Source organism: Bacillus xiamenensis, assembly GCF_001857925.1.
Classification (GTDB): domain Bacteria; phylum Bacillota; class Bacilli; order Bacillales; family Bacillaceae; genus Bacillus; species Bacillus xiamenensis.
On sequence record NZ_CP017786.1, the window covers coordinates 214,969 to 240,064 of the forward strand.

At 42.1% G+C, this 25,096-nt stretch carries 29 protein-coding genes; 4 read left to right on the forward strand and 25 right to left on the reverse strand.

The annotated features are described in order from the left end of the window. Positions 1-76: 76 nt before the first annotated feature. From BK049_RS01020 to BK049_RS01050, 7 genes are all read right to left on the reverse strand, one after another. Entirely contained in the window at positions 77-1,996 is a 1,920-nt protein-coding gene (locus BK049_RS01020) for a stage V sporulation protein D (RefSeq protein WP_008354685.1), read from the reverse strand. Between the two features lie 124 nt (positions 1,997-2,120). Then, a complete protein-coding gene (locus BK049_RS01025) occupies positions 2,121-4,271 on the reverse strand; it encodes a penicillin-binding protein (protein ID WP_071169169.1) in 2,151 nt (716 codons plus the stop codon). Positions 4,272-4,278: 7 nt separating this feature from the next. Beyond that, positions 4,279-4,626, reverse strand: coding sequence for a cell division protein FtsL (ftsL, locus tag BK049_RS01030; protein ID WP_008354688.1), 348 nt, complete (start codon positions 4,624-4,626; stop codon positions 4,279-4,281). Positions 4,627-4,662: 36 nt separating this feature from the next. Then, positions 4,663-5,595, reverse strand: a complete 933-nt coding sequence (rsmH, locus tag BK049_RS01035; RefSeq protein ID WP_071167658.1) for a 16S rRNA (cytosine(1402)-N(4))-methyltransferase RsmH — start codon at positions 5,593-5,595, stop codon at positions 4,663-4,665. Between the two features lie 66 nt (positions 5,596-5,661). Then, positions 5,662-6,093: a division/cell wall cluster transcriptional repressor MraZ gene (gene mraZ, locus BK049_RS01040; protein WP_008354691.1), complete on the reverse strand. Its 432-nt coding sequence runs from the start codon at positions 6,091-6,093 to the stop codon at positions 5,662-5,664. 127 nt (positions 6,094-6,220) lie between these two features. Beyond that, a complete protein-coding gene (gene bshC, locus BK049_RS01045) occupies positions 6,221-7,840 on the reverse strand; it encodes a bacillithiol biosynthesis cysteine-adding enzyme BshC (RefSeq protein ID WP_071167659.1) in 1,620 nt (539 codons plus the stop codon). Between the two features lie 65 nt (positions 7,841-7,905). Next, positions 7,906-8,805, reverse strand: coding sequence for a 2-dehydropantoate 2-reductase (locus tag BK049_RS01050; RefSeq protein ID WP_071167660.1), 900 nt, complete (start codon positions 8,803-8,805; stop codon positions 7,906-7,908). A 208-nt stretch (positions 8,806-9,013) separates the two neighbouring features. On the opposite strand from BK049_RS01050, the gene BK049_RS01055 reads away from it, so the two are divergent. Further along, on the forward strand, positions 9,014-9,493 hold the full coding sequence (locus tag BK049_RS01055; protein ID WP_008354696.1) for an N-acetyltransferase: 480 nt from the start codon (positions 9,014-9,016) through the stop codon (positions 9,491-9,493). A gap of 47 nt (positions 9,494-9,540) precedes the next feature. Here the strand turns inward: BK049_RS01055 and gerR are convergent, their stop codons facing one another. The 3 genes from gerR to BK049_RS01070 form a co-directional block, all read right to left on the reverse strand. Next, on the reverse strand, positions 9,541-10,080 hold the full coding sequence (gerR, locus tag BK049_RS01060; RefSeq protein ID WP_071167661.1) for a sporulation-specific transcriptional regulator GerR: 540 nt from the start codon (positions 10,078-10,080) through the stop codon (positions 9,541-9,543). Between the two features lie 138 nt (positions 10,081-10,218). After that, a complete protein-coding gene (gene rpmF, locus BK049_RS01065) occupies positions 10,219-10,392 on the reverse strand; it encodes a 50S ribosomal protein L32 (protein WP_008354700.1) in 174 nt (57 codons plus the stop codon). Between the two features lie 21 nt (positions 10,393-10,413). Next, positions 10,414-10,932: a YceD family protein gene (locus tag BK049_RS01070; RefSeq protein WP_071167662.1), complete on the reverse strand. Its 519-nt coding sequence runs from the start codon at positions 10,930-10,932 to the stop codon at positions 10,414-10,416. A gap of 205 nt (positions 10,933-11,137) precedes the next feature. Between BK049_RS01070 and BK049_RS01075 the strand changes: the two genes are divergently transcribed. Next, on the forward strand, positions 11,138-12,385 hold the full coding sequence (locus BK049_RS01075) for a nucleotidyltransferase (RefSeq protein ID WP_071167663.1): 1,248 nt from the start codon (positions 11,138-11,140) through the stop codon (positions 12,383-12,385). 82 nt (positions 12,386-12,467) lie between these two features. Here the strand turns inward: BK049_RS01075 and BK049_RS01080 are convergent, their stop codons facing one another. Further along, positions 12,468-13,496: a SepM family pheromone-processing serine protease gene (locus BK049_RS01080; RefSeq protein WP_071167664.1), complete on the reverse strand. Its 1,029-nt coding sequence runs from the start codon at positions 13,494-13,496 to the stop codon at positions 12,468-12,470. A 4-nt stretch (positions 13,497-13,500) separates the two neighbouring features. After that, positions 13,501-14,280 (reverse strand): patatin-like phospholipase family protein, encoded by a 780-nt coding sequence (locus tag BK049_RS01085; RefSeq protein WP_008354707.1) that lies wholly within the window; start codon positions 14,278-14,280, stop codon positions 13,501-13,503. Positions 14,281-14,438: 158 nt separating this feature from the next. Here BK049_RS01085 and ylbJ point away from each other — a divergent pair, with 158 nt between their 5' ends. Continuing rightward, positions 14,439-15,647, forward strand: a complete 1,209-nt coding sequence (gene ylbJ / locus BK049_RS01090) for a sporulation integral membrane protein YlbJ (protein WP_008354710.1) — start codon at positions 14,439-14,441, stop codon at positions 15,645-15,647. Between the two features lie 13 nt (positions 15,648-15,660). On the opposite strand, the gene coaD is transcribed toward ylbJ, so the two are convergent. From coaD to BK049_RS01135, 9 genes are all read right to left on the reverse strand, one after another. Then, positions 15,661-16,143: a pantetheine-phosphate adenylyltransferase gene (gene coaD / locus BK049_RS01095; RefSeq protein ID WP_008354711.1), complete on the reverse strand. Its 483-nt coding sequence runs from the start codon at positions 16,141-16,143 to the stop codon at positions 15,661-15,663. Positions 16,144-16,147: 4 nt separating this feature from the next. Next, a complete protein-coding gene (rsmD, locus tag BK049_RS01100) occupies positions 16,148-16,735 on the reverse strand; it encodes a 16S rRNA (guanine(966)-N(2))-methyltransferase RsmD (RefSeq protein WP_412096186.1) in 588 nt (195 codons plus the stop codon). Between the two features lie 281 nt (positions 16,736-17,016). Then, complete coding sequence (locus BK049_RS01105; RefSeq protein ID WP_003212137.1) at positions 17,017-17,289, reverse strand: YlbG family protein; 273 nt, start codon at positions 17,287-17,289, stop codon at positions 17,017-17,019. Between the two features lie 65 nt (positions 17,290-17,354). Then, a complete protein-coding gene (gene ricF / locus BK049_RS01110; protein WP_008354717.1) occupies positions 17,355-17,804 on the reverse strand; it encodes a regulatory iron-sulfur-containing complex subunit RicF in 450 nt (149 codons plus the stop codon). A gap of 57 nt (positions 17,805-17,861) precedes the next feature. After that, on the reverse strand, positions 17,862-18,269 hold the full coding sequence (locus BK049_RS01115) for a hypothetical protein (protein ID WP_008354719.1): 408 nt from the start codon (positions 18,267-18,269) through the stop codon (positions 17,862-17,864). A gap of 72 nt (positions 18,270-18,341) precedes the next feature. Continuing rightward, positions 18,342-18,590, reverse strand: coding sequence for a YlbE-like family protein (locus BK049_RS01120; RefSeq protein ID WP_008354720.1), 249 nt, complete (start codon positions 18,588-18,590; stop codon positions 18,342-18,344). A 19-nt stretch (positions 18,591-18,609) separates the two neighbouring features. Further along, on the reverse strand, positions 18,610-19,029 hold the full coding sequence (locus BK049_RS01125) for a YlbD family protein (protein ID WP_008354722.1): 420 nt from the start codon (positions 19,027-19,029) through the stop codon (positions 18,610-18,612). 110 nt (positions 19,030-19,139) lie between these two features. After that, positions 19,140-20,183 (reverse strand): CAP domain-containing protein, encoded by a 1,044-nt coding sequence (locus BK049_RS01130; RefSeq protein WP_008354724.1) that lies wholly within the window; start codon positions 20,181-20,183, stop codon positions 19,140-19,142. A gap of 121 nt (positions 20,184-20,304) precedes the next feature. Then, positions 20,305-20,727: a CBS domain-containing protein gene (locus tag BK049_RS01135; RefSeq protein ID WP_034738137.1), complete on the reverse strand. Its 423-nt coding sequence runs from the start codon at positions 20,725-20,727 to the stop codon at positions 20,305-20,307. Positions 20,728-20,888: 161 nt separating this feature from the next. Here BK049_RS01135 and BK049_RS01140 point away from each other — a divergent pair, with 161 nt between their 5' ends. Then, positions 20,889-21,254 (forward strand): YugN family protein, encoded by a 366-nt coding sequence (locus BK049_RS01140; protein WP_071167665.1) that lies wholly within the window; start codon positions 20,889-20,891, stop codon positions 21,252-21,254. 84 nt (positions 21,255-21,338) lie between these two features. On the opposite strand, the gene ctaG is transcribed toward BK049_RS01140, so the two are convergent. From ctaG to ctaD, 4 genes are read right to left on the reverse strand one after another with little or no spacing between them, the layout of a single operon-like run. Beyond that, a complete protein-coding gene (gene ctaG / locus BK049_RS01145) occupies positions 21,339-22,217 on the reverse strand; it encodes a cytochrome c oxidase assembly factor CtaG (RefSeq protein ID WP_071167666.1) in 879 nt (292 codons plus the stop codon). A gap of 30 nt (positions 22,218-22,247) precedes the next feature. Then, a complete protein-coding gene (gene ctaF / locus BK049_RS01150) occupies positions 22,248-22,577 on the reverse strand; it encodes a cytochrome c oxidase subunit IVB (protein ID WP_003211520.1) in 330 nt (109 codons plus the stop codon). Between the two features lie 2 nt (positions 22,578-22,579). Beyond that, the gene (gene ctaE / locus BK049_RS01155; RefSeq protein WP_008354731.1) at positions 22,580-23,200 is read right to left on the reverse strand and encodes a cytochrome c oxidase subunit III; all 621 of its coding nucleotides are present in this window, start codon (positions 23,198-23,200) and stop codon (positions 22,580-22,582) included. Next, the gene (gene ctaD / locus BK049_RS01160; protein WP_034738121.1) at positions 23,200-25,071 is read right to left on the reverse strand and encodes a cytochrome c oxidase subunit I; all 1,872 of its coding nucleotides are present in this window, start codon (positions 25,069-25,071) and stop codon (positions 23,200-23,202) included. The genes ctaE and ctaD overlap by 1 nt, the downstream gene beginning before the upstream one ends. Positions 25,072-25,096 lie beyond the last annotated feature (25 nt).

Genomic DNA, 25,096 nt, shown 5'->3' on the forward strand with positions numbered 1-25,096 from the left:
TTTTTTGATAGCGACCCTTCTCTTTCAACAAAAAGAGGCAGCCGAATGAGTGCGGCTACCCTCTGTTCATTCTTTATTATTCATCGTTTAAGTATAATCGGATCGTTGAGCCTTCTTTGACCTTTGTTCCGGCCGCAGGCGATTGCTTCACCACTTTGCTGCCAGATCCAGAAGCGTCGATCTTTAAATTAATCAGGAGTGATTCAAGATCAGAAACAGATCCTCCTACAAGATTCGGTACTTCAATGGTTTTTGTGTCCAGCCACTGATACTTCTTTTCGATTTGTCCCTTTCTTTTTTTTACACCCATTTCAGGCAGGCTGTCTCGCATAATATGGCCGACAATTGGTGCTGCCACTGTACCACCAAATTGGATGGTTCCTTTTGGGTTATCCACTGCAACGTACACAACGATGCTTGGGTCATCAGCAGGTGCAAACCCGATAAACGACACGATGTGGTTATTTTCCATGTACTTCCCGTCTTTTACTTTCTGTGCCGTTCCTGTTTTCCCGCCGACCCGGTATCCTTCAACGAAAGCATTCCGGCCAGTTCCTTGAGCCACTACACTTTCAAGAGCATATCTGATTTCTTTTGACGTCTCAGCTGAAATGACTTTCTTTTTGGCAATCGGTGATTGCTTTTTGACGACCTCTTTTGTAATCGGATCTATCCATTCTTTTGCAATATAAGGTGTGTAAAGCGTCCCGCCATTTACCGCAGCAGCTACTGCGGCCACTTGTTGGATCGGCGTAACGGATACACCTTGACCAAAGGCAGTTGTTGCCTGCTCTACAGGACCTACACGATCAAGCGGGAACAAAATTCCTCTTCCCTCCCCTTGAAGATCGATTCCTGTTTTTTGACCAAATCCGAAATCTTTAATATAAGAAAATAATTGATCTTTTCCAAGACGATCGCCTAGCTCGACGAAGCCTGGGTTACAGGAGTTTTGTACCACTTCTAAAAACGACTGTGACCCATGTCCTCCTTTTTTCCAGCATCTGAGCCTTGCGCCATCAACTGTCACAGAGCCACTGTCAAAAAAGTGGTCACGTTTTAAATTCACTTTGTTTTCTTCTAATGCTGCTGCCAGCGTAATGATTTTAAACGTTGATCCTGGTTCATATGTGCTCCACACCGGTAAATTTCGGTTAAACACTTTTGGATCAACAGATTGGTAGTCAGCTGGATCAAAATCAGGCCTGCTTGACATCCCCAGTACCTCACCATTTTTCGGGTTCATGGCAATGGCGATCATGCCATCTGGGTTATATTTTGCCTGCGCATTATCTAATTCTCGTTCAATAATGGTTTGCACTTTCGAATCGACCGTTAATTTCATATCAAGTCCATCTTTAGGCGGTGTATAATCATCTGCTTCATCTGGCATTTTCTGTCCCTTTGCATCGGAATAGAATTTCACAGATCCTTTTTCACCTTTTAAGTCATCATCATAGTAAGCTTCAAGTCCAAGCAACCCTTGATTATCAATTCCAGCAAAGCCCAAAACATGGGACAAGAAACTTCCAAAAGGGTAATGTCTGATGCTGTCTTCTGCCACATAGACCCCATCTAAATCAAGCTCTCTTACCTCTTTTGCCTTTTCATGAGATACTTTTCTGCCCTCTGGAGAAATTCGCTCTATTGATGTTTTCTTGGTGACGTGCTTGTACGCTTTCTCCTCCGACATATTCAGCACTGCTGCCAGCTTTTTGCTTGTTTCTGCTGGGTCTTTGATCTGCCGCGGTACAACTAAAATAGAGGGAGCACTTTTGTTCGTCGCCAGCTCTACACCATTTCGATCCAAAATATCTCCTCGTTCCGGCTCAAAAGGGAGATTACGGCTCCATGAATCTTTCGCTAAGCTTGTCAGCTTCTCACCCATAATAAATTGTACATATCCTAATCTAGTATCTATGATGAAAAAAATGATCACCCCAAACAGCAGCACGAAAAGCAATCGTTTTCTCACTGTTACACTTGACACTCGCACGCCCGGTTCACTCCTTACATATGGCTTGTTTTCATCATATGCAAGCCCGCCTTTTTGTAGAACGATCTCGTCCCATTTGCTGGAATAAAAGAAAACCTAGCAAATGATTTGCTAGGTTGTTCCGTTAATTTGGACTTTTAAATGTCACGGTGACGACTTGATCTGAAATCTCCGCTCCACTCTTGACGCTTTGTTTGACAGCATATCCTTGTCCGCTTGTTTCAATATGCACACCAGAAATGGACGCATATTGCAGTACTTCCCTTCTTGACCAGCCCGTCATATCAGGCATTTTAATGGTTTTTCCTGCTGTTTTCAAAAAGACTTTCTGGCTTTCAGAGAATTCAGAGCCTGCATTCGGCCACTGGCGTTTAATGGATAGACCATCACCGATGACAACAGGCGTTAAGTTTTTGTTTTTGGCTTCGGTTTCTGCCTGCTTCACTTCTAAATCTAGGAATGAAGGCATTGTTTCTTGTTTTACTTTTTGTTTGCTTGATTTTTTATCGTCTGTTTTTGTTGGTGCGATATTTAAATAGAGCAAACTATTTTTCATTACAGGGTTGAAGATTTCCGAAACAGGGGCAGAGCCTGTTTGCGTTTCAGATAGCTGAGGCTGCTGTACTGCCACATAAACAAGCAGCTTCGGATCATCTTTTGGTGCCATTCCCATAAACGAATAGACGTAATCATTTCGGCCTTTGAGGTAACCGCCGGCACCGCCAATTTGTCCTGTTCCTGTTTTTCCGGCGACGTCAAAGCCTTTGATTTGATATGGCTGACCTGTCCCAATTTTCGAAGAAACAACCTCACCTAAAATGTCACGAACTTGTTTGGCTGTCTGAGAGGAAATCGGTTTTCCTGCTACTGTTGGTTCGTGCTGTAAAATCGTTTTGTTTGTGTTCGGGTCTGTAATATGATCAATGACATATGGCTTCATCATCGTTCCGCCGTTTGCAATCGCTGTCGCCGCTTCAATTTGCTGAATTGGTGTAATCGCAGACGCTTGACCATAAGCCGTCGATGCTTTGTCATATTCGTATCTAAAATTGATTTTACTAGACGCTTCGTTCGGCAAGTCTATTCCCGTTTTGTCATAGAAATGGAATTTTTGCAAGTATTGTTCGTACCTCGTGAAGCCAAGCTTCTCCTTTGCCAGTTTCGCAAAGGCAACGTTTGAAGAACGAAGAACACCTTCATGAAAATCAATTTTCCCCCAGCCATTTCCGTTGTTATGGTCTCTTACAAGACCGCCGCCTACTTTATAAGTTCCCGATTGATACTTTTCACTGCCTTGATATACTCCTTCCTCAATCGCAGCAGCAAGTGTAAAGATTTTCATCGTTGAACCTGGTTCAAATGCATATGAAATGACATCATTGTTATAATTCGTAATGTCCAGTTCATTTAAATTAAAGCTTGGGCGCTGTCCCATCGCGAGAACTTTTCCTGTTTTCGGATCAACGACTGTCGCAATGATTTTCTTCGGCTTATATTTTTTAGCGACCTGCGTCATACTTTCTTCAAGAAATGCCTGAATTTTTTGATCGATGGTCAGCGTGACGTTTTTCCCGTCTTTCGGGGCGACAATGTCTTCTTTGCTATTCGGAAGCGCCCATCCGCTTCTGTCACTGTTATACGTCACATAGCCGTCTTTTTCTCTCAAATATTTATTCAGAGCCTTTTCAAGACCCATCGCACCTGACATATCCTTGGTTGCTTCATCTAATCTGGCATAACCAATTAAGTTCGAAGCAAACATGCCGTTTGGATAATAGCGCTTCGTGTCCTTTTCAAATGCGATTCCAGGAAGCTTTAGCTTTTCAATTTTTTCCTTTGTTGAAAAGCTAATATCCTTTCCGGCTTTACCAAACTCGACTTGGAACGCGCCCTTTGTATTCAAGCGCTTTAAAATTTCACTTTCGCTCATATCAATGACTTTTGACAGCTCTTTTGCTGTCTTTTCTTTGTCAACGACATGCATCGGATGCTTAAGATCGACTGTCATTTTCTTGCTCAGGATTGCAATGAGCTTATAAACAGATGTGTCCTCTGCAATCACATTTCCATTTCGATCTAAAATGGACCCTCTTTTGGCTTCAAGTGTTTTCTTCGATTGATATTGTTCATTTGCTTTTGCGGCTAACACTTGTCCATCTACTGTTCCAGTAACCTGAATATAAATAAAACGTGCAAGGATGATAAAGAAAAACAGGGCGAAGCAAATACTCGCAATTGCCGCGCCTCTGTTCATCATTTTATTCTTTTTAGGCATCGCCATGTTAATCGACCTTCTTCACATCTTTCGATATACTTAAGCCTGCTTTTTTAGCGGCTTCAATGATTCTTTCTGGTTCACTTAGTAAATCTTTTTGCTTTTGTAGCTCAGTGATTTTTTTCGATTCTAAAGACACTTGCTGTTCTAATTTCTGTACTTCGATATTTGCTTGATAGACAGCAAAGGCTTTAGAAATGATAAGGATGGAGCTGCACATAAGAGCCATGACAAACATGACAAGTAAGATTTTTTCACCAAGTGTAATAGAACCTCTTCTTCTAATGACAACCGATTGGCCTTGCCGCTCTGTTTGATGTTGCTTTATCTCTCTTTGATAAGCCAAATTACTCATAAGAAACCTCCTTTTTATCATCATCTATGGTGTCAATTACTTTTTTTCTGCAATTCGGAGCTTCGCTGAACGGGCACGGTTGTTATGTTCCAGCTCTTGTTCTGATGCAACGATTGGTTTTCTCGTGATCAGCTTCAGTTTTGGTTCAAGTCCTTCTGGAATCACTGGTAGTCCGTGCGGTAGTTCTGGAAGAGAAGACATTTCTTTAAATGTACTTTTACAAATCCGGTCTTCAAGTGAATGGAATGTAATAACAGAAATTCTCCCCTTCGGATTGAGTAACTCTATTGCTTGTTCTAGTGCTTCTTCAAATACTTTCAATTCGTCATTTACGGCAATTCGGATCGCTTGAAACACCCTTTTCGCTGGATGTCCGCCAGTTCGCCTTGCAGGTGCGGGAATTCCTTCTTTGATAATGTCGACAAGCTCACCCGTTGTTTCAATTGGCGCTTTTTTTCTGGCTTCTTCAATTTTGCGTGCGATTTGCTTGCTGAATTTTTCTTCCCCATATTTGTAGAAAATCCGAACTAGATCTTCAAATGGCCATTCATTCACCACTTGTTTTGCCGACAAAGCAGCGGTTTGATCCATTCGCATGTCAAGAGGTGCATCATGGTGATAACTAAAGCCTCTTTCTGGTGTGTCGAGCTGAGGAGATGAAACCCCAAGATCAAAAATCACACCGTCTACGCTTGTAATGCCTTGTTCATTCAGACGTTCTTTTAAATATCGGAAGTTGCTTTTTATAAAAAGAATGTTCGCTTTTGCATCCGCGAGCTTCTTTCGTGCATGATCCAGTGCAGCATCGTCTTGGTCAAATCCAATTAATGTACCTTTTTCTGATAATTGAGATAGTAAATATGAGCTATGACCTGCGCCGCCTAGCGTGCAGTCCACATATGTACCGTCTTCTTTGACGTTTAAACCGTCTACTGTTTCTTTTAATAATACTGTCTCATGTTGAAACATGATGTTATGGTCCCACCTTTTTCAAATAGAAATGAATGTGTAGAAAGCTTGCTGCACAAGGGATTATTATATATCAAATCCAATCATGTTTTCAGCAATTTCAGCAAAAGAATCTTCTTGCTCTTCTGTATATTGTTCCCAGATCGACTTACTCCACAACTCAATTCGATTTGAAACGCCGATGACCACACATTCTTTTTCGAGTTTTGCATATTGGAGTAGGTTAGAAGCGATGTTAATGCGCCCCTGCTTGTCCAGCTCACATTCGACTGCGCCAGAAAAGAAAAACCGGGTAAACGCACGTGCATCTTTTTTCGTCAGCGGTAGTGCTTTGAGTTTCTCTTCAATTTGTTTCCACTCACTCATAGGGTAGCCAAATAAACATTGATCAAGCCCTCTCGTGAGCACAAACTGTTCTCCGAGACCGTCTCTAAATTTAGCAGGGATGATCATGCGCCCTTTTGTATCAATCGTATGTTGGTATTCACCCATGAACATGACAATCAGGCCCCGCTTTCTCACCCTTACTCTCCACTATCCACCACTTCTCTCCACAAAACCTATTTTACACTGTTTCTACATAAAAAAAAACCCTGAACTAGTCAGGGTTCATTAAAACTTTATTTCAAAGTTTGACAATTTGCTGCTTGTTTTGAAATGAAAATGGCATATTTTTGAATGTTTTGAAGAATTCCGGACCATATTTGTTTAAAAAGTACATGATATTCCAAATTCTTTCTTGTGGTGCATTAAGTGGTTTTAAACTATTTTCAATCCGTTCAAAGTCGCGAAGGATGTATCCTTCCTTCTCTTCCACACGCTTCGCCACCTTTTGATAAACAAACTGAAGCTGGTCTTCAATAAATTTGGCATTTTTATCTAGCAACTGTTCAAAGCTCGGTTCAATCTTTAGTGCTTCTTGTCTGATTGCCTCATGAACATTCGCTAATTCACGTTTGGCGTGATCAACCGATTGAACAAAGCTGTCTGGAAGACTTTGCTGAAAGTGTGCATCCTTCTTTTCTTTCACACCATTTGTCAGCACTTCTTCTACCGACAATTCTCTTACCGGCAGCTTCTTGTCAATGTGCCTTTCGAGAATGGTGACGTGCAGCCTCGGAAGAACAGGTGCCATTTTGATGTCAAAGTGCTCAAAGATTCCTTTCAGCTCACCCCAATAGTTCACTTCACCATGTCCAGCCATAAAAGCAAGGGTTGGAAGAAGGGTTTCCTGCATCAATGGACGTGTCACCACATTATTGCTGAACCGTTCTGGGTGCTCCTCCACTTCCTGCAAAAGCTCATCTTTTGTCCAAGTAAGGCCCACTTCAGGTACAGAAAACTGGTGCTGCTCTTTTTCAATTAGGAAACGCTCCTCATCGTATTCGTAAAACAGGTTGGCCTGGTGGTCACCCGCTTCAATAATCGGCTGATACCCAGCTTGCTTCATAGCAGCCTGCTTTTCATTTAACCGCGTTGTGATCGCATCACTTGACTCAATTATTTGTTTGAATAACGTACGCTCAAGCGGTTTGACGCCGAAGTCTCCTGAATTCAATAACAGCAGCCCATCTTCTTCAAACAGGTCGCAAATAATCCATTCAAAGAAATCCGTAAATGTGTCTGATTTGCGTAAACATCGAAGAAGTTGATCAAACAAATCGTTTGTGTAAGCAGATTCCTCATAGGTTGAAAATACATCTCGAAGCCACTTCTCTGTTTTCTCTTGATGGAGAGATGTTCTTTTCGCAGCCGATTTTTTGACGTTATGTAAAGGCAGCTTTTGTTTGACTGGACCTTTTTCGCCAGACGTGTACACAAAATTAATTTCATCGACATCATGATCTTCACCAGCGACCCAAAAGACCGGAATCACAGGAACACCAAGCTCTGATTCTTTTTCTTTTGCAAACTGAATAATGGATATCATCTTATGTATGGTATAAAGCGGACCTGTTAATAGGCCTGCCTGCTGCCCTCCAACCACCATGACACTCCGTTCATCACGGATCTTCTCAATGTTCTGACGCATCGCTGCCGATTCAAACTTCGCGTGATATGCGCTCATATAATCAGCTAAAGCCTCGCGCGGGAAGCTCCTTTCCATGAGATCGTCGTATCTTTTTTTCCATGTGTGCTCAGAATGTATATCATAATCAAAAAAAGCAGTCATCTCTTTTTTTTCTTCTATATAATCACGTATGAATAAATTCTGACTTCGGATGGAAAGTTCAGTCAATTGCATGTTTAGAACTTCCTTTCTACAATAAATAGTTAGTTTACCGAAAAAAGTATAGCATGTAAATGAGCTCACTCAAAAGATTTTGTTTGCTTTTTTTCCAATACTTCCAAGCTTCTATTGAAGAAAGTGAGATATGGCGCCGCCATCTCTTGAGCTTGAGCATTTTTTAAAAGATAGCCAACGATCGCTTCTCGTTCGGTTTGGCGGCCTTTGACGATATCTTGAAGCATCGACGATTGATTGCCGGCCGTTTGATGACAAATAGACATCACATGAGCCCAGAGCCGCTCTTTTTCAGACAAGCCTAGAATGGAAACCGCTTCTTCAAATGCGCATTTCATCATGTGTTCATATGAAGGGTTGGACATAAGCTCCCCGTTTTTCACATGTAATAAAGCCGTCAGCGGATTAATGCAAACATTGACAAGCAGTTTTTCCTCCAGCACCTTTTTCCATTCATCCGTATAGATCATCTGAAAATGAGCAGCTGTCTTCTTCAGCTCATCACTCATCTCTGCTATATCCTCATGAAGAAATGCCCCCCACTTTATGACACCAATGCCTGTATGGTTCACTGCGTGATCTGACACCTTCATCGCACCGTGCTCTACCACACCAATATATAACGAATGTGGCGTGTTCCATTTCTTTAAATCCATTAGGTGGGCCATTCCGTTCTGCAAAAATAAGATCTTTTGGCGAGGCAGTGCCGATAGTTCATCCAGCACACCTTGCAACTGATGATATTTCACCGTCACAATGAGTAAATCAAACAGTCCTTTTACCCCTGTCTGTGCATCAACAACTGTCTTACATGTTTCTCGTCCCGTCATTCGTTCAATGCCTAATGCTCGAATTTCTTCTGCCTGTTCTTTTCTTCTTGTAAAGAGAGTGATCTCATGATGCTGTGATAAATAACTGGCACAAAGCAGACCAATCGCACCGCCGCCAATGATTCCAATTTTCAACTGCCGCACTTCCCTTTTCTATTTACTTCATCATATCAGCTATTTTACCAGTTTCGTGTCTCGATGCAAAAAACCGGTGACGCGCCATGATTGAATTTTTTTAATTTAAAAACTATAATAATAAGTGTAAAAACTTTTTAGGCGGATGGGATGAAAACGCCTTCAATGACATCACTGTCGACATTATGTGTGTAAGGGGGAAGATCGTATGACACAAGTGAAACGCCTTCTAATTAACTACAAAACGTTAGAGGAATTTAAACAATTTAAGGAATATGGCATACAAGAACTTTCAATGCTTGAAGACCTTGAAAGTAATATGATTGAAAATGACAGCAATTCTCCATTTTACGGAATTTACTTTGGAGATAAGCTTGTGGCACGTATGAGCCTCTATCAAGTGGATGGCTCGACGAATACGTATTTTGACCATAATCATGATTATTTAGAGCTGTGGAAGCTAGAAGTGCTGCCAGGGTATCAGCGCAAAGGGTACGGAGAAGCACTTGTTGAGTTCGCAAAATCTTTCGGACTTCCGATTCGAACGAATCCACGTGTCAAATCTGCTGGTTTTTGGGAAAAAATGGGATTTGAAGCAGTGAAATATGATATGGAACGCGATAAAGGGGAAAATCCACTCATTTGGGAACCCGCACATATCCGAAAGAATACAGGTGAATCCGCTTAATGATTGATGACAAAACGCCCCTCCTTTTATCTATGAGGGGCGTTTTTCTATTTGGCGTAGTCTTTTAAGCTGATATTCTGTTTGACTCTTTCAACAATTCCTATGAGTGCCCTGTAATCTTCCTCTGTCATTTTCAATTGCCGCTTCAATTGTTCATTTTCTTCGGTGAGCGACTTTAATTGATGTTGTGCCCCCTTAAGTTCTTCGCGTAAATAAGCGGGACCCGCCGGTTCTTTCTCAAGCTGCTCTAAAAACTGAATCACCTCTCGAAGCGTCAATTCAGTCTGATCAGAAGAAGCTTTCTCCTCTATCGTGATCGCATGCTGCGGTATGCCTGAGGAATGAATTCCAATCTTTTTACGCAGTTCTTTGCGCTGTTTTTTCGCAAGCTCAATGCCTGCCTGATACTGCTTTCTGACGTAAGAGTTCCACCTGAATCCACACGCTGCCGCTGTTCTTGACAATGCTTTCCCAACCTCTTCAAATGCGGAAAGCTGGGTCCCGCCATCTCGGATATGCCTTAAGACAACTTCTGCTAAAAGCAAATCTTCATCTTGTGTCCATGCGTCCTGTCTTGTAATCGTCAATTGATCATCCCCCCTGAATCTGAATACCATATCATATGCGCTTACTAGAGTAGGTAGACTATTTGCAGGAGAGAAAAGCTAAAAAATAGACAAAATAAAAAAACGCAAGGGAAGATTCCCTCACGCTTTTTTGATGAATTAGTTGCTTTTTACGTCTTTGCCTTTGTATGTTCCGCAAGATTTGCAGACACGATGAGAAATTTTCATTTCACCGCATTCTGGGCAAGCTACCATACCAGGTACTTGTAGTTTGAAATGCGTACGACGCAATCTTTTTTTCATTTTAGAAGTTCTTCTAAAAGGTACAGCCATTATTCCCACCTCCTTAAAGAGTTAAGATTCATTATTTTCTTCTAAGAGCTTCTTCAAGCCTTCCAGACGAGGATCAATTCGGTTTTGATGTGCATCTTCCGAAATGACCGCCCAGTCATTCCCTTCCTGTGGCGCAGCACCTTTTGCGTCTGTTTGGTCGCAAAAGATTTGCATCGGCACTTCCAGAAGGATTTCTTCCTTGACTATAGGCGTTAAGTCAATGATATCGTCCTCAACAACGGACACATCTTCATTTTCTATATCGTCTGTCTTATGAAGTACAAATAGTTCTTTTGTTGAAATCGCAAATGGATAATTTACATCAACAAGCGTTCTTGAACAAGGCAATGTCATTTCACCTGTGATGGTTAAATCAAATGCGACTTGCTTTGATTCGATCACTCCAGTCCCTTTCACCTCTATTGGTGAAATACGACGTATATCTGAATGAAGGCTAGTAAGTTCATTTAAGTCAACCGTCTCATGAAAATCGAAGCTGTTTTTAGCTTTTTGATGTAACTGATAAACTGTCCATTTCAATTGTATCACCTCTAAGAGCAACAAACATGATTATAGCTTTCATCATGCTATTTGTCAATATTTTTTCTTTACAGTCCTATATGATGTCAGAGGGTTGTTTGACATCAGTTCCTAGAATGCCTACACTGAAAAAAATGGGCTTCATTTTTCCCTTATGCTACTGTAGCATAGACCATTTAACCAAGCAAGAAAGGCGGAACATCTATTGAAAGCAGTAGGAGTCATTGTCGAGTACAACCCATTTCATTATGGACATGCCTATCATGTTCGCCAGGCGAAAAAACAAACCTCCTCAGATGTTGCCATTGCCGTTATGAGCGGTTCGTTCCTCCAGCGCGGGGAGCCTGCCATCGTCTCAAAATGGGCACGCACAAAAATGGCCCTAGAAAACGGTGTGGACATTATGTGTGAGCTTCCATACATCTATGCCGTACAAAAGGCAGAAACCTTTGCAAATGGCGCTGTATCCATCCTAGATGCTTTAAAATGCCGATCTCTTTTTTTTGGGAGTGAGGATGGAGATATCAAAGCATTTGAGCGCACAGCACACGCTTGGCATGAGAAAAAGGAAGAAATCGACCTTTTAACAAAAGAAAAGGTAAAAGAAGGCCTTAGTTATCCGGCAGCAGCAGCCGGTGCGTTTCAAGAAGCCATTGATTCATGTCTCTTACTGGATTTGTCTAAACCAAATAATATTCTAGGCTTTCATTATGTAAAAGCCATCTTAGAGAGATCCCCTCACATGCAGCCTTACACCTCTCAAAGAATTGCATCTGATTACCATGATGAAGAGCTGCCTGAAAACCAGAAAATCGCAAGCGCAACAAGTATTCGAAAAGCCTTAAAAGAACAAGGTTCATTTGAAGCGGTCATGCCTTATCTCCCGGACGCTACTTTAAAGCAATTACACGACTATCATGCTTCATACGGTCTTTTACATACGCAAGAAGCCTATTTTCGTTTCTTGAAACATGTCTTTTATACAATGGATACGAGTGAACTAGAGGACATCTATGAAATTGAAGAAGGCATTGAGCACCGCATGCAAAAGGCGATCACACATGCGTCCTCCTATGAGGAATATCTATCACTTGTGAAAACAAAACGATATACGTGGACTAGGTTACAGCGGATGAATACACATCTGTTAATGAACGTGAAGAAAAAGACGATGCATCAGCTGCTGGAGGAGAAAAAAGCGCCTTATATTCGTTTACTCGGTATGTCAAAGAAAGGGCAGCAATATTTGTCTCTTGTGAAAAAAGAGTTGGACGTACCGCTTGTGAGTAAATTGTCTTCTTTTTCACATCCCGCACTTCATCTTGATATTCGTGCTTCCCGCGTCTTCAGCCTTCCCATCAGTGAACCAATGCAAACGGAATTAGCGTCAGCAGAGTTTAAAACATCACCCATTCGATATGACGAAGAAAGCGGTCTGTTTCAATCTCGATAGAAAAGAAGACAAAGGGCTAAAATAAAGATCATTTTAGCCCTTTGTCAACAATTTTAGAGCAGCCCTTGGGGACGCTCTTTTTTTATGATGCTTTCTCTTTTAATGTGTTTAAATAGTCCAGTGCATCCTGCATAGTATCGACCGGAACGATTTTCATATCACTTTTAATCTCTTTTGCTGTTTTGACGGCATTTTTATAGTCAGAGTTTGGATCACCTTTCTCGTTTGGTGCAAAGAAGATGTCTTTCCCTGCTTTATCGGCTGCTACGACTTTTTGATCAATCCCGCCAATCGGTCCGACTGTACCATCGGCGTCAATCGTTCCAGTTCCCGCTATCGCATAGCCATGTGTTTCGTCTTCTTTTGTCAGCTGGTTATATATTTCAAGTGACATCATTAAACCTGCCGATGGACCGCCAATGTTTTCGATGTCCACCTTCACAGAGGGTGACACTTTCACATGACGGTCTGTAAATAGTGATACACCAATTCCAACTCGTTTTGGGTCTTCTTTAAATCGTTTCAACGTTATTTTCTGTGTAATTTCTTTGCCATTTCGTTCGAGTACAAAACGGACCGTTGTGCCTGCTTTTTTACTGCTGATATATGAAACCATTTTATCTGCAGAATCATACGTTTGACCATCGACGCTTTTGATCTTGTCGCCAACTTGAATCTTGCCATATGCGGGCATCCCTTTCATCACATAGCTCGCATACACCCCGTTAAACGTATAGTCCACTTTTTTCCCTGCTTTTGTATAAGCTGCAATCATCGCGTTTTCTTGAGAGCTTTTCATCAGCTGAAGCTGTCGTTTCATATAATCCTCATCTGACTCTCCGTCCGCTTTAATGTTTTCTTCTGGGACGATCTCGTCATACTTGTTCATTTTTGCAAGCAAATACGTATATGGATTTGCTGGACCTACTTTAATGGTCATAAGAGAGAAGCTGCCCTTCTCGCTATATCCTCCGTCCACTTGAATATGCGGAGCAATCTCTGTTGCATCACCTGGCTTTGTGATATAGTAAGGCAGTTTGACAAAGGTTAAGCCAAATAATACAAGAACAACCACAAAAAAGCTGAGCCAGCGAATATTCAATTTTTTCATTCGATTAACACTCCCATTTATCAATGACATCTTTCAGTTTACCTTTTAGTTGATCGGCGGCGAGCTCACCTGCTTCAATCATCTCTTGCACCTGTGTAAACGCACTAGAGCTAAATGTTTCAAGCTTCGGCCGGATCATGAGATCTGCGTGAATGGTTTGGTGACGAACCAATTCATTTTGAAGGATGTCCAAGCTTTGCATAATGACATCCGATAATCTCGTCGCCTTTTCTGTTTTTTTCACCCTTGATACATCAGAGGCGATAACGAGGTCTGCCCCCATCTCTTTTAAAACAGAAACAGGAATGCGGTCAACTACCGCTCCATCTACCAATTGTCTGCCGCCTATTTCATGCGGAACAAACACACCTGGAATGCTAATGCTTGCTCTGACTGCTTGTGAGACAGACCCTTCTTTGAACACAACCTTCTCCCCTGTCCCGAGGTCACAGGCGACAATCGCAAGAGGCATTCGCAATTCCTCGATTTTTTTCCCATATGTAAACGTGTGGATCAACTGCAAAATTCGATTTCCTTTTAAAAGACCGATTTTTGGCAGTGTATAGTCAGCATAATACTTTCTTCTGAAGACAAGTGCAAGTTTTTTCATTTTTTCTACGTCTTGTCCTGCCGCATAAAAGCTTCCAACAAGTGCGCCAATACTGCTTCCGGCGATCATATCCACCTGAATTCCTTGTTTCTCAAGACTAGATAAAACTCCGATATGCGCCAGCCCCCTGGCACCCCCGGAGCCCAGCGCAAGCCCGATGGTCGGTCGCTTCATGTAAATCCACCCTCCTCTTTCTATGCATATATACGAATCTATAGGTCTAAACATGCCCCTTCTACTCGTATAGTAATAGAAGACAGGCTCGGCTAGTTTCTCTTTTTCTTTGATCACGAGCTCGCCAATAGATTATAACGGCAAGGGGCGAAACCTCCATGAAAAAATGGAACACACTGTTCATCGCTGCTTTTTTTATCTTTTTAACAGCCACTGTGATTACACACCCACAAGCCTCTTTGCAAGCGTCGAAAAATGGACTTGCAATGTGGTGGGAGGTTGTATTTCCATCGTTGCTTCCTTTTTTTATTTTGTCCGAGTTATTAATTAGCTTCGGGATTGTTAGATTTGTCGGGGTATTATTAGAACCATTTATGCGCCCCATCTTTCGAGTGCCAGGTGTAGGCGGGTTTGTCCTAGCGATGGGGATGGCCTCAGGCTTTCCTTCTGGCGCTAAATTGACGACGCGGCTCAGGCAGGAAGGACAATTGACGAGAATTGAAGCAGAGCGCCTTGTTTCATTTACAAATTCTTCGAATCCATTGTTTATTTTTGGAGCGGTGGCGGTTGGTTTTTTTCATCACCCTGCTTTAGGCATTGTCTTAGCCTGTGCACATTATTTAGGGAATCTAGCGGTCGGTGTGACGATGCGGGGATATAAAGCGCGGCACGATGCACACCTTAGAAGCCGGAAAGGATGTTTATTCCCACCAATAAAAGAGGCATTCAGTGCGCTTCATACAGCAAGACTCGCAGAGAAAAGACCGCTTGGCCAAATTTTAAGCGATGCTGTCATGTCGTCCGTTCAAACACTCTTTATGATTGGCGGCTTTATTATTTTATTTTCCGTCTTTAGCAAAATGCTGGCAGTTGTTCATGTGACCGACCTTCTCTCCGTGGGCATCGGTTATATGCTGCAAACGATGCACCTTCCGCCAGAATTAAATCTTGCTATGATTGCAGGTTTATTTGAGATCACTTTAGGAAGTCAGCTGACGGGTTCACAGGAAGTCACTCTTCTCGCTAAAACCATTGTGGTCAGCTTTATTTTAGGATTCAGCGGGTTCTCTGTTCAAGCTCAGGTAGCAGGCATTTTGGCGGCAACAGATATACGTTTCAAACCTTTTTTCTTCGCCCGATTGCTCCATGGAATGTATGCGGCTGTCTTCGCCTTCTTATTATTCAAACCACTTTATGTATCTCGATCAGACATGGCTCTTCCAGCAGCAGCCTCTGAAGCAGGCCAGCAAGTCGTCATATTCAGCAGTACGCTGTGGAATCAGCTTGTGGCAGCCGGCCCTCTTATCACGTTGGTCAGCTTGATCGTGTATATTGCTTTATATTATCAAAAACTAAAAAATGGATGAGTGCAGTGTGCACTCATCCATTAAATTTTTCTTTCAGCGCGGCTTCTACCTCTTTTGGTACAAGCTCTTTGACTGATCCATGATATTTCGCTACTTCTTTGACAATGCTTGAGCTTAAGAAGGAGTATTGATTATTCGTCATCATGAAAAACGTTTCAATGTCATCATTTAACACTTTATTCATTGATGTACCTTGCATCTCATATTCAAAGTCCGTCACCGCTCTGAGTCCGCGTAAGATGACTTTGGCTTCTTTCTGTTCCGCATAATCGACAAGTAGCCCATGAAAGGATTCTACTTTGATATTTGGCAGATCCTTTGTCGCTTGGCGAATAAGCTCACACCGTTCTTCAACCGTAAATAACGGTTTTTTTGATGAGTTGTTTAGGACGCATACATACACTTCATCAAAGATCTTTGCCCCTCTTTTGATAATATCCAAATGGCCCAATGTGACTGGATCGAAGCTACCCGGACAAACAGCTATATTCCCCATTGCTTTAATTTCCCCGCTTTCTATAGATCGTAATGCCAGTCAATCCGTACAGTTCCTGTCTTGTGATGTGAAGTTGTCCAGCTTCCTCTGGCAGCGTAACGTCTTTATCGTGCTCACACACAATGACGCCATCATCCGCTAATAGGGAATGTTCATCAATCATATCAAGAAGTGCTTTGAGCTTTTGATCTTTATACGGCGGATCAAGAAAGATGGCTTGAAAGGATTCTTCTCGTTTCACTACAGCTGCGAGTGCACGGTTTGCATCATTTCGAAATACTTCACTTTGATCCATCAGCGACAATTGATTCAGATTACCTTTAATCGTCTGAATCGCCTTCATATCTCGATCAACAAATATACAATGATCGAATCCTCTGGAAAGCGCTTCAATTCCTAAACCACCGCTTCCAGCAAATAAATCAAGGGCCCATCCGCCATCAAAATAAGGACCAATCATATTAAAAATGGATTCTTTGACTTTATCTGTTGTCGGTCTTGTTGATTGACCTGGTACCGCTTTAAGCGAGCGGCCTTTTCTCGTTCCAGAGATGACTCTCATTTTCCCACCACTTTTTCTACTTACATCTATTGGTTATTGTCTCATGACAAAAATTCAACATTATCTTACCACATCCACTCCACATGGGACAATGCACGGAATTCCATTCATTTTCTATGTATATATGAGAGGACGCAGGGTCATACTACTTGTAACAGCATCTGATGTGGTGCTGTTGCCAACCGCGGAGAAGACTTACGTTTCCCCATAAGTTCTTCCTCCGGTTTCTCCTCTCCCTTTGCCTTCTCCTTAATGAATCATTAAGAATAGAAGGACCCCGCGGGTGATGCCGCGGGGATTTTTTTGTGTCTTTAAAAGCCCACCTTATAATCATACTCTTTTGCTTTGTCCAATTTGGATTCGTACTCTAATTTAATAAAAGGTTTATATGAAGGCTCAACACGTTTCACAAATGGCAATGAACTGAGCTTTGCCATGTGGCGCTCGAGATCATTCATATCACAATAAATCACTGCATATTTCATTTTCCTTGAAATATAGTGAACATTCCCAAATTTTCTTAGCGCTTTTGACTGCTTCAATGAATGCAGCCAAACAACCATCCCTTGACGTTTGGTTTCCATCTTTTCACCTGCCGCTTTTCAATTCTTCCCGTTCATTATGTAAAAGACGAGACGTTCAAGTCTCGTCAAGATACTTTACAGCCACAGCTGCCTCCTGATCCACAGCCACCGCCGCATGATGATAGACCATCAAAATATGGGTTCCCTGTTGGAACTTTAATATATGCTGATACAGCTTGACCGATTTCAATACTAATCTCATCTAGGATGGATTGAATCGCTGTTTCTGCTTTTTTGAAATCAACCACTGTATCGTGAAGATCTAGCTTTCTTTTGACCTCACGCATTTCTTTTGAGATCGTTCTATAGTCCGGATGGTATTTGCCGAACCGCTGCACATCCTCATATTGCTCTTTTACTTTTGTAAAATGGGCAATAATTTGTTGGGCTTCTTCGTCTTGCTGGAGACGCTTAAAGCAGTTGCGGTAATGTTCAGCCTCCTCCGACTGAAGAATCATGGCAGCCAATTGATTTGCTTGCTCTTGGAGCTCCACAGATTCGATTGTCGCATACATAAATGTTGCACCTCCAATACATAGTTTACCATGAAACCTATGGATCAGAAAATGCTTTTACATGACAAATACATCCCATGTTTCTCTTTTCTGCTTATATTCGGGGTGACGAGAATTCAGCACAACGGTCATTTTATGCTTTCCCTTTGAAAGATGCTTGACCACAAACGCAGCAGTATACTCATTGCCCGCACGTTTCCCGTCTACATATACAGTAAAATACCCTGTCTTCTGATCCTTTCTTAAGGGAGAAGGCTCAAGATGAACATCTTGAAGTGTACTTTCTATATAGACCACCGATCCCTGCACTTTGTATTTTAAAAAGCCTTGCTGCTTCATTTCACTTTGCGTCTGCTGTAAGACTGGTACTGCTTGTTCCTGCTTCGTTACTTGCTCTTTTTCATGTTGACTTTGACACCCGGTGACAAGAAAAAGCAATGCGCATATTGACAGCATCCATTTCATGATCTGATTCTCCTTTCGTCTACTTTCATAGGATGCTCATGAAATAGACATCTTAATCAACTCAAAAAAGCCTCACCCGGCTCCATTTTGATTGCGCATTGCTTGAAACATCTGAATCATCATTTCAGCCATTTGGACACTATTGCTCAACTGACTCACACGATGAGGAATGGTTTTTTCGTAAAAGTTCATTTTATCTAATTCAAAGGAATTTAGATTTTCAGGATGCCGCGTCAGCTGTCTGTACCAGAGCGGACGTTGCCTGATGAATTTGATTCGATCCTCTTCGGCCATGACAAACTCCTGTACTTCTCTCCGCACCAAAAGCATCCCCTTTCCATTAATCTTTCCTGAAGGAGAATGGGTGCTGGCTGCCTCCAGATGAACCTTTTTTTGAACCATTTGATGAAAATTGGCCGAGTAAGCTTTGTAAAGAGGAAATAGACTGGCTCATTTTGTTAATCTGTTCATTCATTTGATCAGCGTCCATTTTTTTCACAGCAGAAACCATTTTAGACATAAAATCTGCTTTTCCTGGTTCACTTTTCTTAGTGGCTTTATCTTTTTTTTCTTTTCCTTCTTCAGATGGTTCTTGACGGTAAGGAGACCACATCTCATCTTCCTCACCAAACATGACCCAATTCTCGTATAAGCTTTGCCAGCTTTTTTCTTGCGTCTGCACTTCTTGAATTAATTTCGGATGGCGTCTGACGAACTGTTTAAATTCATCAATGGATGTTTGCTTTTGTTTATTTGTCATATCCTCACCCCCCATACAAATGCCTACTATACTATATACACCAGCATCTGTTTTGGTGAGCCTCTTTTTCATAAAAAAACAGCCGCGATGATTGCGCAGCTGTTTGAGTGTTAAGACGTTTTCTTAATGAAGTTTTGTGTATAGTACTTTTCTTTCACACCGACGCCAAGGTGCGTATAATCCTGATTTAATAGCGCCTTCCGGTGACCTTCACTATTCAGCCAGCCTTCTACGGCTGCAGGGCCGTCTACATAATTATAGGCAATGTTTTCCCCAGCAAGCTGAAATGTGACTTCGCCTCTTTCTAACCGGTCTTTTAGCGTCCCGTACTTTTTAGAGTCATGGGAAAAATAGTGATTCTCTTTCATGTCCTCACTATGCATAAATGCCACTTCAGACGTTTCATCATCCCACTTTAAGGTCGGCAGTTTGTACTTATGCCGGATAATATTGGTCATATCAAAAATTTGTTTTTGACTGGAAGCTTCAATATCTTTCCACTTTTCACCCGAGATGGCGTCAGGCTCAATCAATTGACCTCGGTAAACGACTTCATATGGCTTTTGTTTCACAAATGTATCTGCGTTAAAGGCTCTGATGCTCGAAAGGGTGCCTTCAAACTTATCCATATAGAGCTGGACATACACATCATCTCCCACTTTCACCGTCGGCCTTGTGTTCATATCATCTTCTGAGAATTCAAAGCGATATGAATTTTGCTCATCCTCTACATGAATGTAAGGAGCGATTTGTGTCTTTTTAAATACTTCACTCGTGGCTTGACCGATTTTAAATGGTTCAACATTCAGGCCATCCCCAGTTGCAAACAAGGTCACCACTTTACTGTCCTTTACCCCTACTTGAATATAGTGTTTCTTCGATTGGTTGTATATCCACCAGTCATAATCATATGCGGAAGGATCAATGCGATCTGGTTCTCCCAGCTGTTTAAGCACTTCGTTTGAAGACTTCCCCATAAAGGACATGAGGCCCTTTTTAGGGATATTGATCGGCTTATCGCTAGATGTTTCTTCATTAGACACCTTCGGCTCATTGCTGTTATCTTTTTCTGGTGAAGATCCATATTGAATAAACAGAACATACGTTCCAGATATAATCAGGAGGATGAAGAGTGTTTTAAGCACAGTTTTCAAATAAACACCTCCGTTAAATTGGCAAGGTACAAAAAGTACCTTCTACTGTCATTTAAACAAAACTTGCGCCATTTATCAACGACAATACAGCCTATTTAACACGAATTTAAAATATGCCCCTCTAGTGAAGAAATCCTTGTCCATGATCTTGATCCTGTTGAGAGATTTCCGTCAGCGCATCTCCCGCACGATCATTCGATAAATCTTCGACTGATAAATCTCCAAGGGCAACGATTCCCGTTAGTGCTCCGTTTTTGACAACGGGGATACGGCGAAGCTGATGTTCGGACATCAACCGTACGATTTCTTCTAGCGTGGCATCTTCTTCAGCTGTCAATACTTCCTTTGTCATCAGTGCGTCAATTTCCTGTGAATTTGGCTTTTTCTCAGCAATGCCTCGCAGTACAAGGTCACGGTCTGTTACAATGCCAACGAGCTGATCTCCATCAACTACTGGAATGGCACCGATGTCAGCATCTCTCATTTTGACTGCCGCTTCGTAGGCATTATCGTCCTTTTGGCAAGTCACTACTTTTTTCGTCATGATATCTTTGATTTTTTTCGTTTTCACGTTGATTCCTCCATCCGTTATTTTCTTTATTACTGTAACCAGCTTATAAAAGAACATACCTTTCACAGTTGAAAGTTTAACGCTTTCATACTATGATTGTCAGTAAAGGGAATTTTTATAAGGAGGGGTTTTGGGTGAAGTTTGAAGGAACGGGAATTGAAGAGGTATCAGCTGACTTAAATAAATTGGATTTTATTATGGAAAGTGAAGGATTTGTACGAGCCGATCAATGGGATTATGAACGCGTGACGTACGACAAGAAGTACAAGATGGTAGAGGGAACATTTTATTTACGAATCTCCGGATACGCCACAGAAGGAGATGTCGGCTCCAAAAAAGCACACATCCAACTACTGACACCTTTACTTGGAAAACACTACTATCCGCACGGTGTTGAATATGGAGAAGGCGAAGACTTCCCTAAATCTCTTATTCAATCAAGCAAAAAAACGCTGAACCAATTGAAAGAAAAACTAGAATCTATGACTGCTGAAGCATAAAAGAAGACAAAGGGCTAAAATCAAGATCATTTTAGCCCTTTGTCAACAATCTGGAAGCACAGCCCCTCTGGCTGTGCTTTTTATTTATTCATATTTCGGAATGAGCCCATCTGGTACGGCATCTTTCGCTCTTTCCTTTCTTGCCCAGTCAAAGAAAACAACAGCAAGAATCGAGCCGTATACAATCTCCTGAATAATTTTCATTAAAATAGCGCCTAGCTGCTGATCTTCTAGCAGCGGCAACGTATGAAACATGTCAGGGCCAGTGAGCGCAAGTCCTGTGAGCATATCACTTGGCACACATAGATGAAGTGCTTGAATCCATGCGCCGGCATCTGAATAGGTCGCATAGATAGGTGCCTCACTAAACATAATGAGTGCACAGGCAGGTGTCATTAAAATACCATCTGCCATAATATACCCCAGCTTTAAAATACCCGTGATCTGCGGCTGACTTTGGACTTTATGGACAAGCGGCCACCACATGAAAAAGGCAGCGATAAAGATAACAACTGTCATCAATGCATGATAAAACGGATCGGTTTTAACAAAATCAAACACAAGCGGAATATGATACAGCGAAAACAATCCGTTAAATCCAAGGAGGGCAATCAAAGGCTTGGAAAACAAACGAAAAACAGCCTGAATGCCTCGCGTCTGAATGATCCGCTCCCAAATCGCAGCAGGTAAACCTGTGATCAGAAGCGGCGGGATGACTAAATAGAGCACAGCCATTTGCGCCATATGTGCACTGAACATAATATGCCCCATTAAATCAATCGGACTGCCCTTCACTGCATATAACAAAACAAGCCCAGTCAGAAACAGCGTTTTCTCTTTCACCGTCGCACGGTGCTTTCCCTTTGTCACAAGAAGCAAATAAAAAGCAGCTGCAACCACAATACATATCAAATAGTAAGGACTCCATAAAGCCCGGAATCCGAATATCTCCAAGTTTTCCATTGCTGCGCCTCCTTCAAGGGCAAAGCGGGCTTACCACCAAATAATGGTCAAAAAGGCTAAAACGGTAATAAACGCGACAAACACACCTGAGTAAAGAAACAACGCGGGTGTTTCATGCCCTTTTTGGTTCATGTGCATAAAATAATAAAGCTGGAAGGCCACCTGAATGACTGCAAGCAGTAAAATAAAAGGGACTGCGAACCAATTTCCGACGTCTTCAGAGGCGATCGTTAAAAAGGCAACAAACGTTAAACCAATCATCAAGCCGAAAGAAATGAGCTGATGCTTCATTTCTTCGGCATTTTTCTTTTTACGATAGACAAGATCGACTTTGGACTGATTTGTGTTTTTATTTCCCATTCTTATCCCACCATTCCCATTAAATATACAACGGTAAAGATGAAGACCCACACAACATCAATGAAATGCCAATAAAGGCTTGCCACATAATATTTTGGTGCATTGTATAAATCGAGTCCGCGTCTCATATTCCGAATCATAAGAGCGGTGATCCAGCAAAGCCCGAATGCAACGTGAGCTCCGTGTGTTCCTACAAGTGTATAGAAGGAAGAGCCAAGTGCAGAGCTGGTAATGGTAAATTCATACGCATGCACATAGTGATAAAACTCATAAATTTCAACCCCTAAAAATCCAGCACCTAAAAGAACAGTGACACCGAGCCAAAGCTGCATTTTTTTAAAGGCAAAGTTTTTCATATGATACATGGCATACACACTCGTTAAACTACTCGTTAACAGGAGCATTGTGGCAATAAAGACAAGTGTGAGGTCAAACATTTCGGTTGTTTTTGCTCCGCCTGCATTCGAATTTTTCAGCGCCAAGTAAGTGGCGAACAAAGATGCGAACAGGACGGTTTCTCCCCCAAGAAACAACCAGAACCCGACGAACTTATTCTTTCCTTCTAACGTGGCTTTCTCTGGAGAAGCCGGAAAGGTTTCCGCTGTCATTTTTTGTGGTTCCATTATGCTTTCACCCCTTTATCATCGTCATCCGTCAAATCTTCTTTGTGAATATGGTATCCATGATCATCTTTAAGAGACCTGACCAGCATGGTCGTAAATGTGATGCCAAGACCAATGAAAATCACTGGAAGACCCCAGTCGTGCTCTTGACGATACATGAAACCAAACGCTGACACAAATAGACCGAATGAGATAATGATAGGCAAGATGGAATTATTCGGCATGTGAATATCATCGAGCGGTTCAGATGCTGTCATTCCTTTTCTACCATCCATTTTCTCAATCCATAATGGATCAAGGCCTCGTACAAGCGGTAGCTGCTTAAAGTTATATTCTGGCGGAGGTGAAGTGACTGCCCATTCAAGGGTTCTTCCATCTCCCCAAGGATCGCTCGACACCCGCTCTCCTTTTGCCGTTGTCCAGATGACGTTAATGAGCATAATCACGACTGCCACAAACATAAACAGTGCCCCAATTGAACTGATCAAATTCCCAAGCTCGAGACCCTGTCCCGGCAGGAACGTAAATACCCGGCGCGGCATGCCCCATAAGCCGAGGAAATGCTGGATAAAGAACGTTAAATGGAAACCGATGAAAAAGAACACAAAGCCAATTTTTCCAAGTTTCTCATTCAGTAATTTCCCAAACATTTTCGGCCACCAATAATGCACACCTGCTAAAATTCCGAATACCACCCCACCGATAATGACGTAGTGGAAATGCGCCACAACAAAGTACGTATCATGGAACTGATAATCAGCTGCTGCTGCTGCAAGCATGATCCCGGTTACCCCGCCAAGTAAGAACGACGGAATGAACGCAACAGAATACAGCATTGGCGTTGTAAACTTCACATTACCGCCCCAGATAGTGAGCAGCCAGTTGAATACTTTGATTCCTGTTGGCACTGCAATTGCCATCGTGGCTACGGCAAAGATCGCATTTGCAATTGGTCCAAGTCCCGTTGTAAACATGTGATGCGCCCATACCATGAACCCAAGGAAACCAATCAATACAGTGGCAAATACCATGGATGAATAACCAAACAATCTTTTTCTTGCAAACACAGGAATGATCTCAGAGAAGATTCCAAATGCCGGCAGAATCAAGATATATACTTCCGGGTGTCCGAAAATCCAGAACAAATGCTCCCAGATGATCGTATTCCCTCCGAGCTCTGGATTGAAAAAGCTCGTATCAAACATTCGATCAAGCATCAGCATCGCAAGCCCTGCTGTGAGCGGCGGGAATGCGAATAAAATCAGTGCAGATGCAACAAATGTCGTCCAGGTAAAGAGCGGCATTCTCATATACGTCATGCCAGGTGCTCTCATATTAATAATCGTCACAAGAAAGTTAATACCGGCAATCAGCGTTCCAATACCCGCTATCTGCAAGCCTAAAATATAGAAATCCATGCCATGCCCTTCTGAATTCAGCGTGAGCGACGCATAGGCAGTCCAGCCCGCATCAGGTGACCCGCCCATAAACCAGCCAAGGTTTAAGAAAATCCCTCCGAAAAAGAAGAGCCAAAAACCTAGTGAATTCACAAACGGAAATGCTACGTCACGTGCACCAATTTGAATTGGTACAACCGCATTCATTAATGCAAATAAAAGCGGCATTGCTGCAAGGAAAATCATCGTCGTTCCATGCATGGTCATGATTTCATTGTAAACCCCTGCACTTACAAAATCATTTTCTGGGATGGCTAGCTGAATACGGATAAACATTGCTTCCAGACCGCCAACCAAAAAGAAAAATCCCCCTGCCACTAAATACAGTACGGCAATTTTTTTGTGGTCAACCGTCGTCAAGTAATCCCATAAGACAGCGCCAAACCCCCGCTTTTTAGCTATTGTATTCACCATGAAATCCCCCTCTTATCTCCCATTT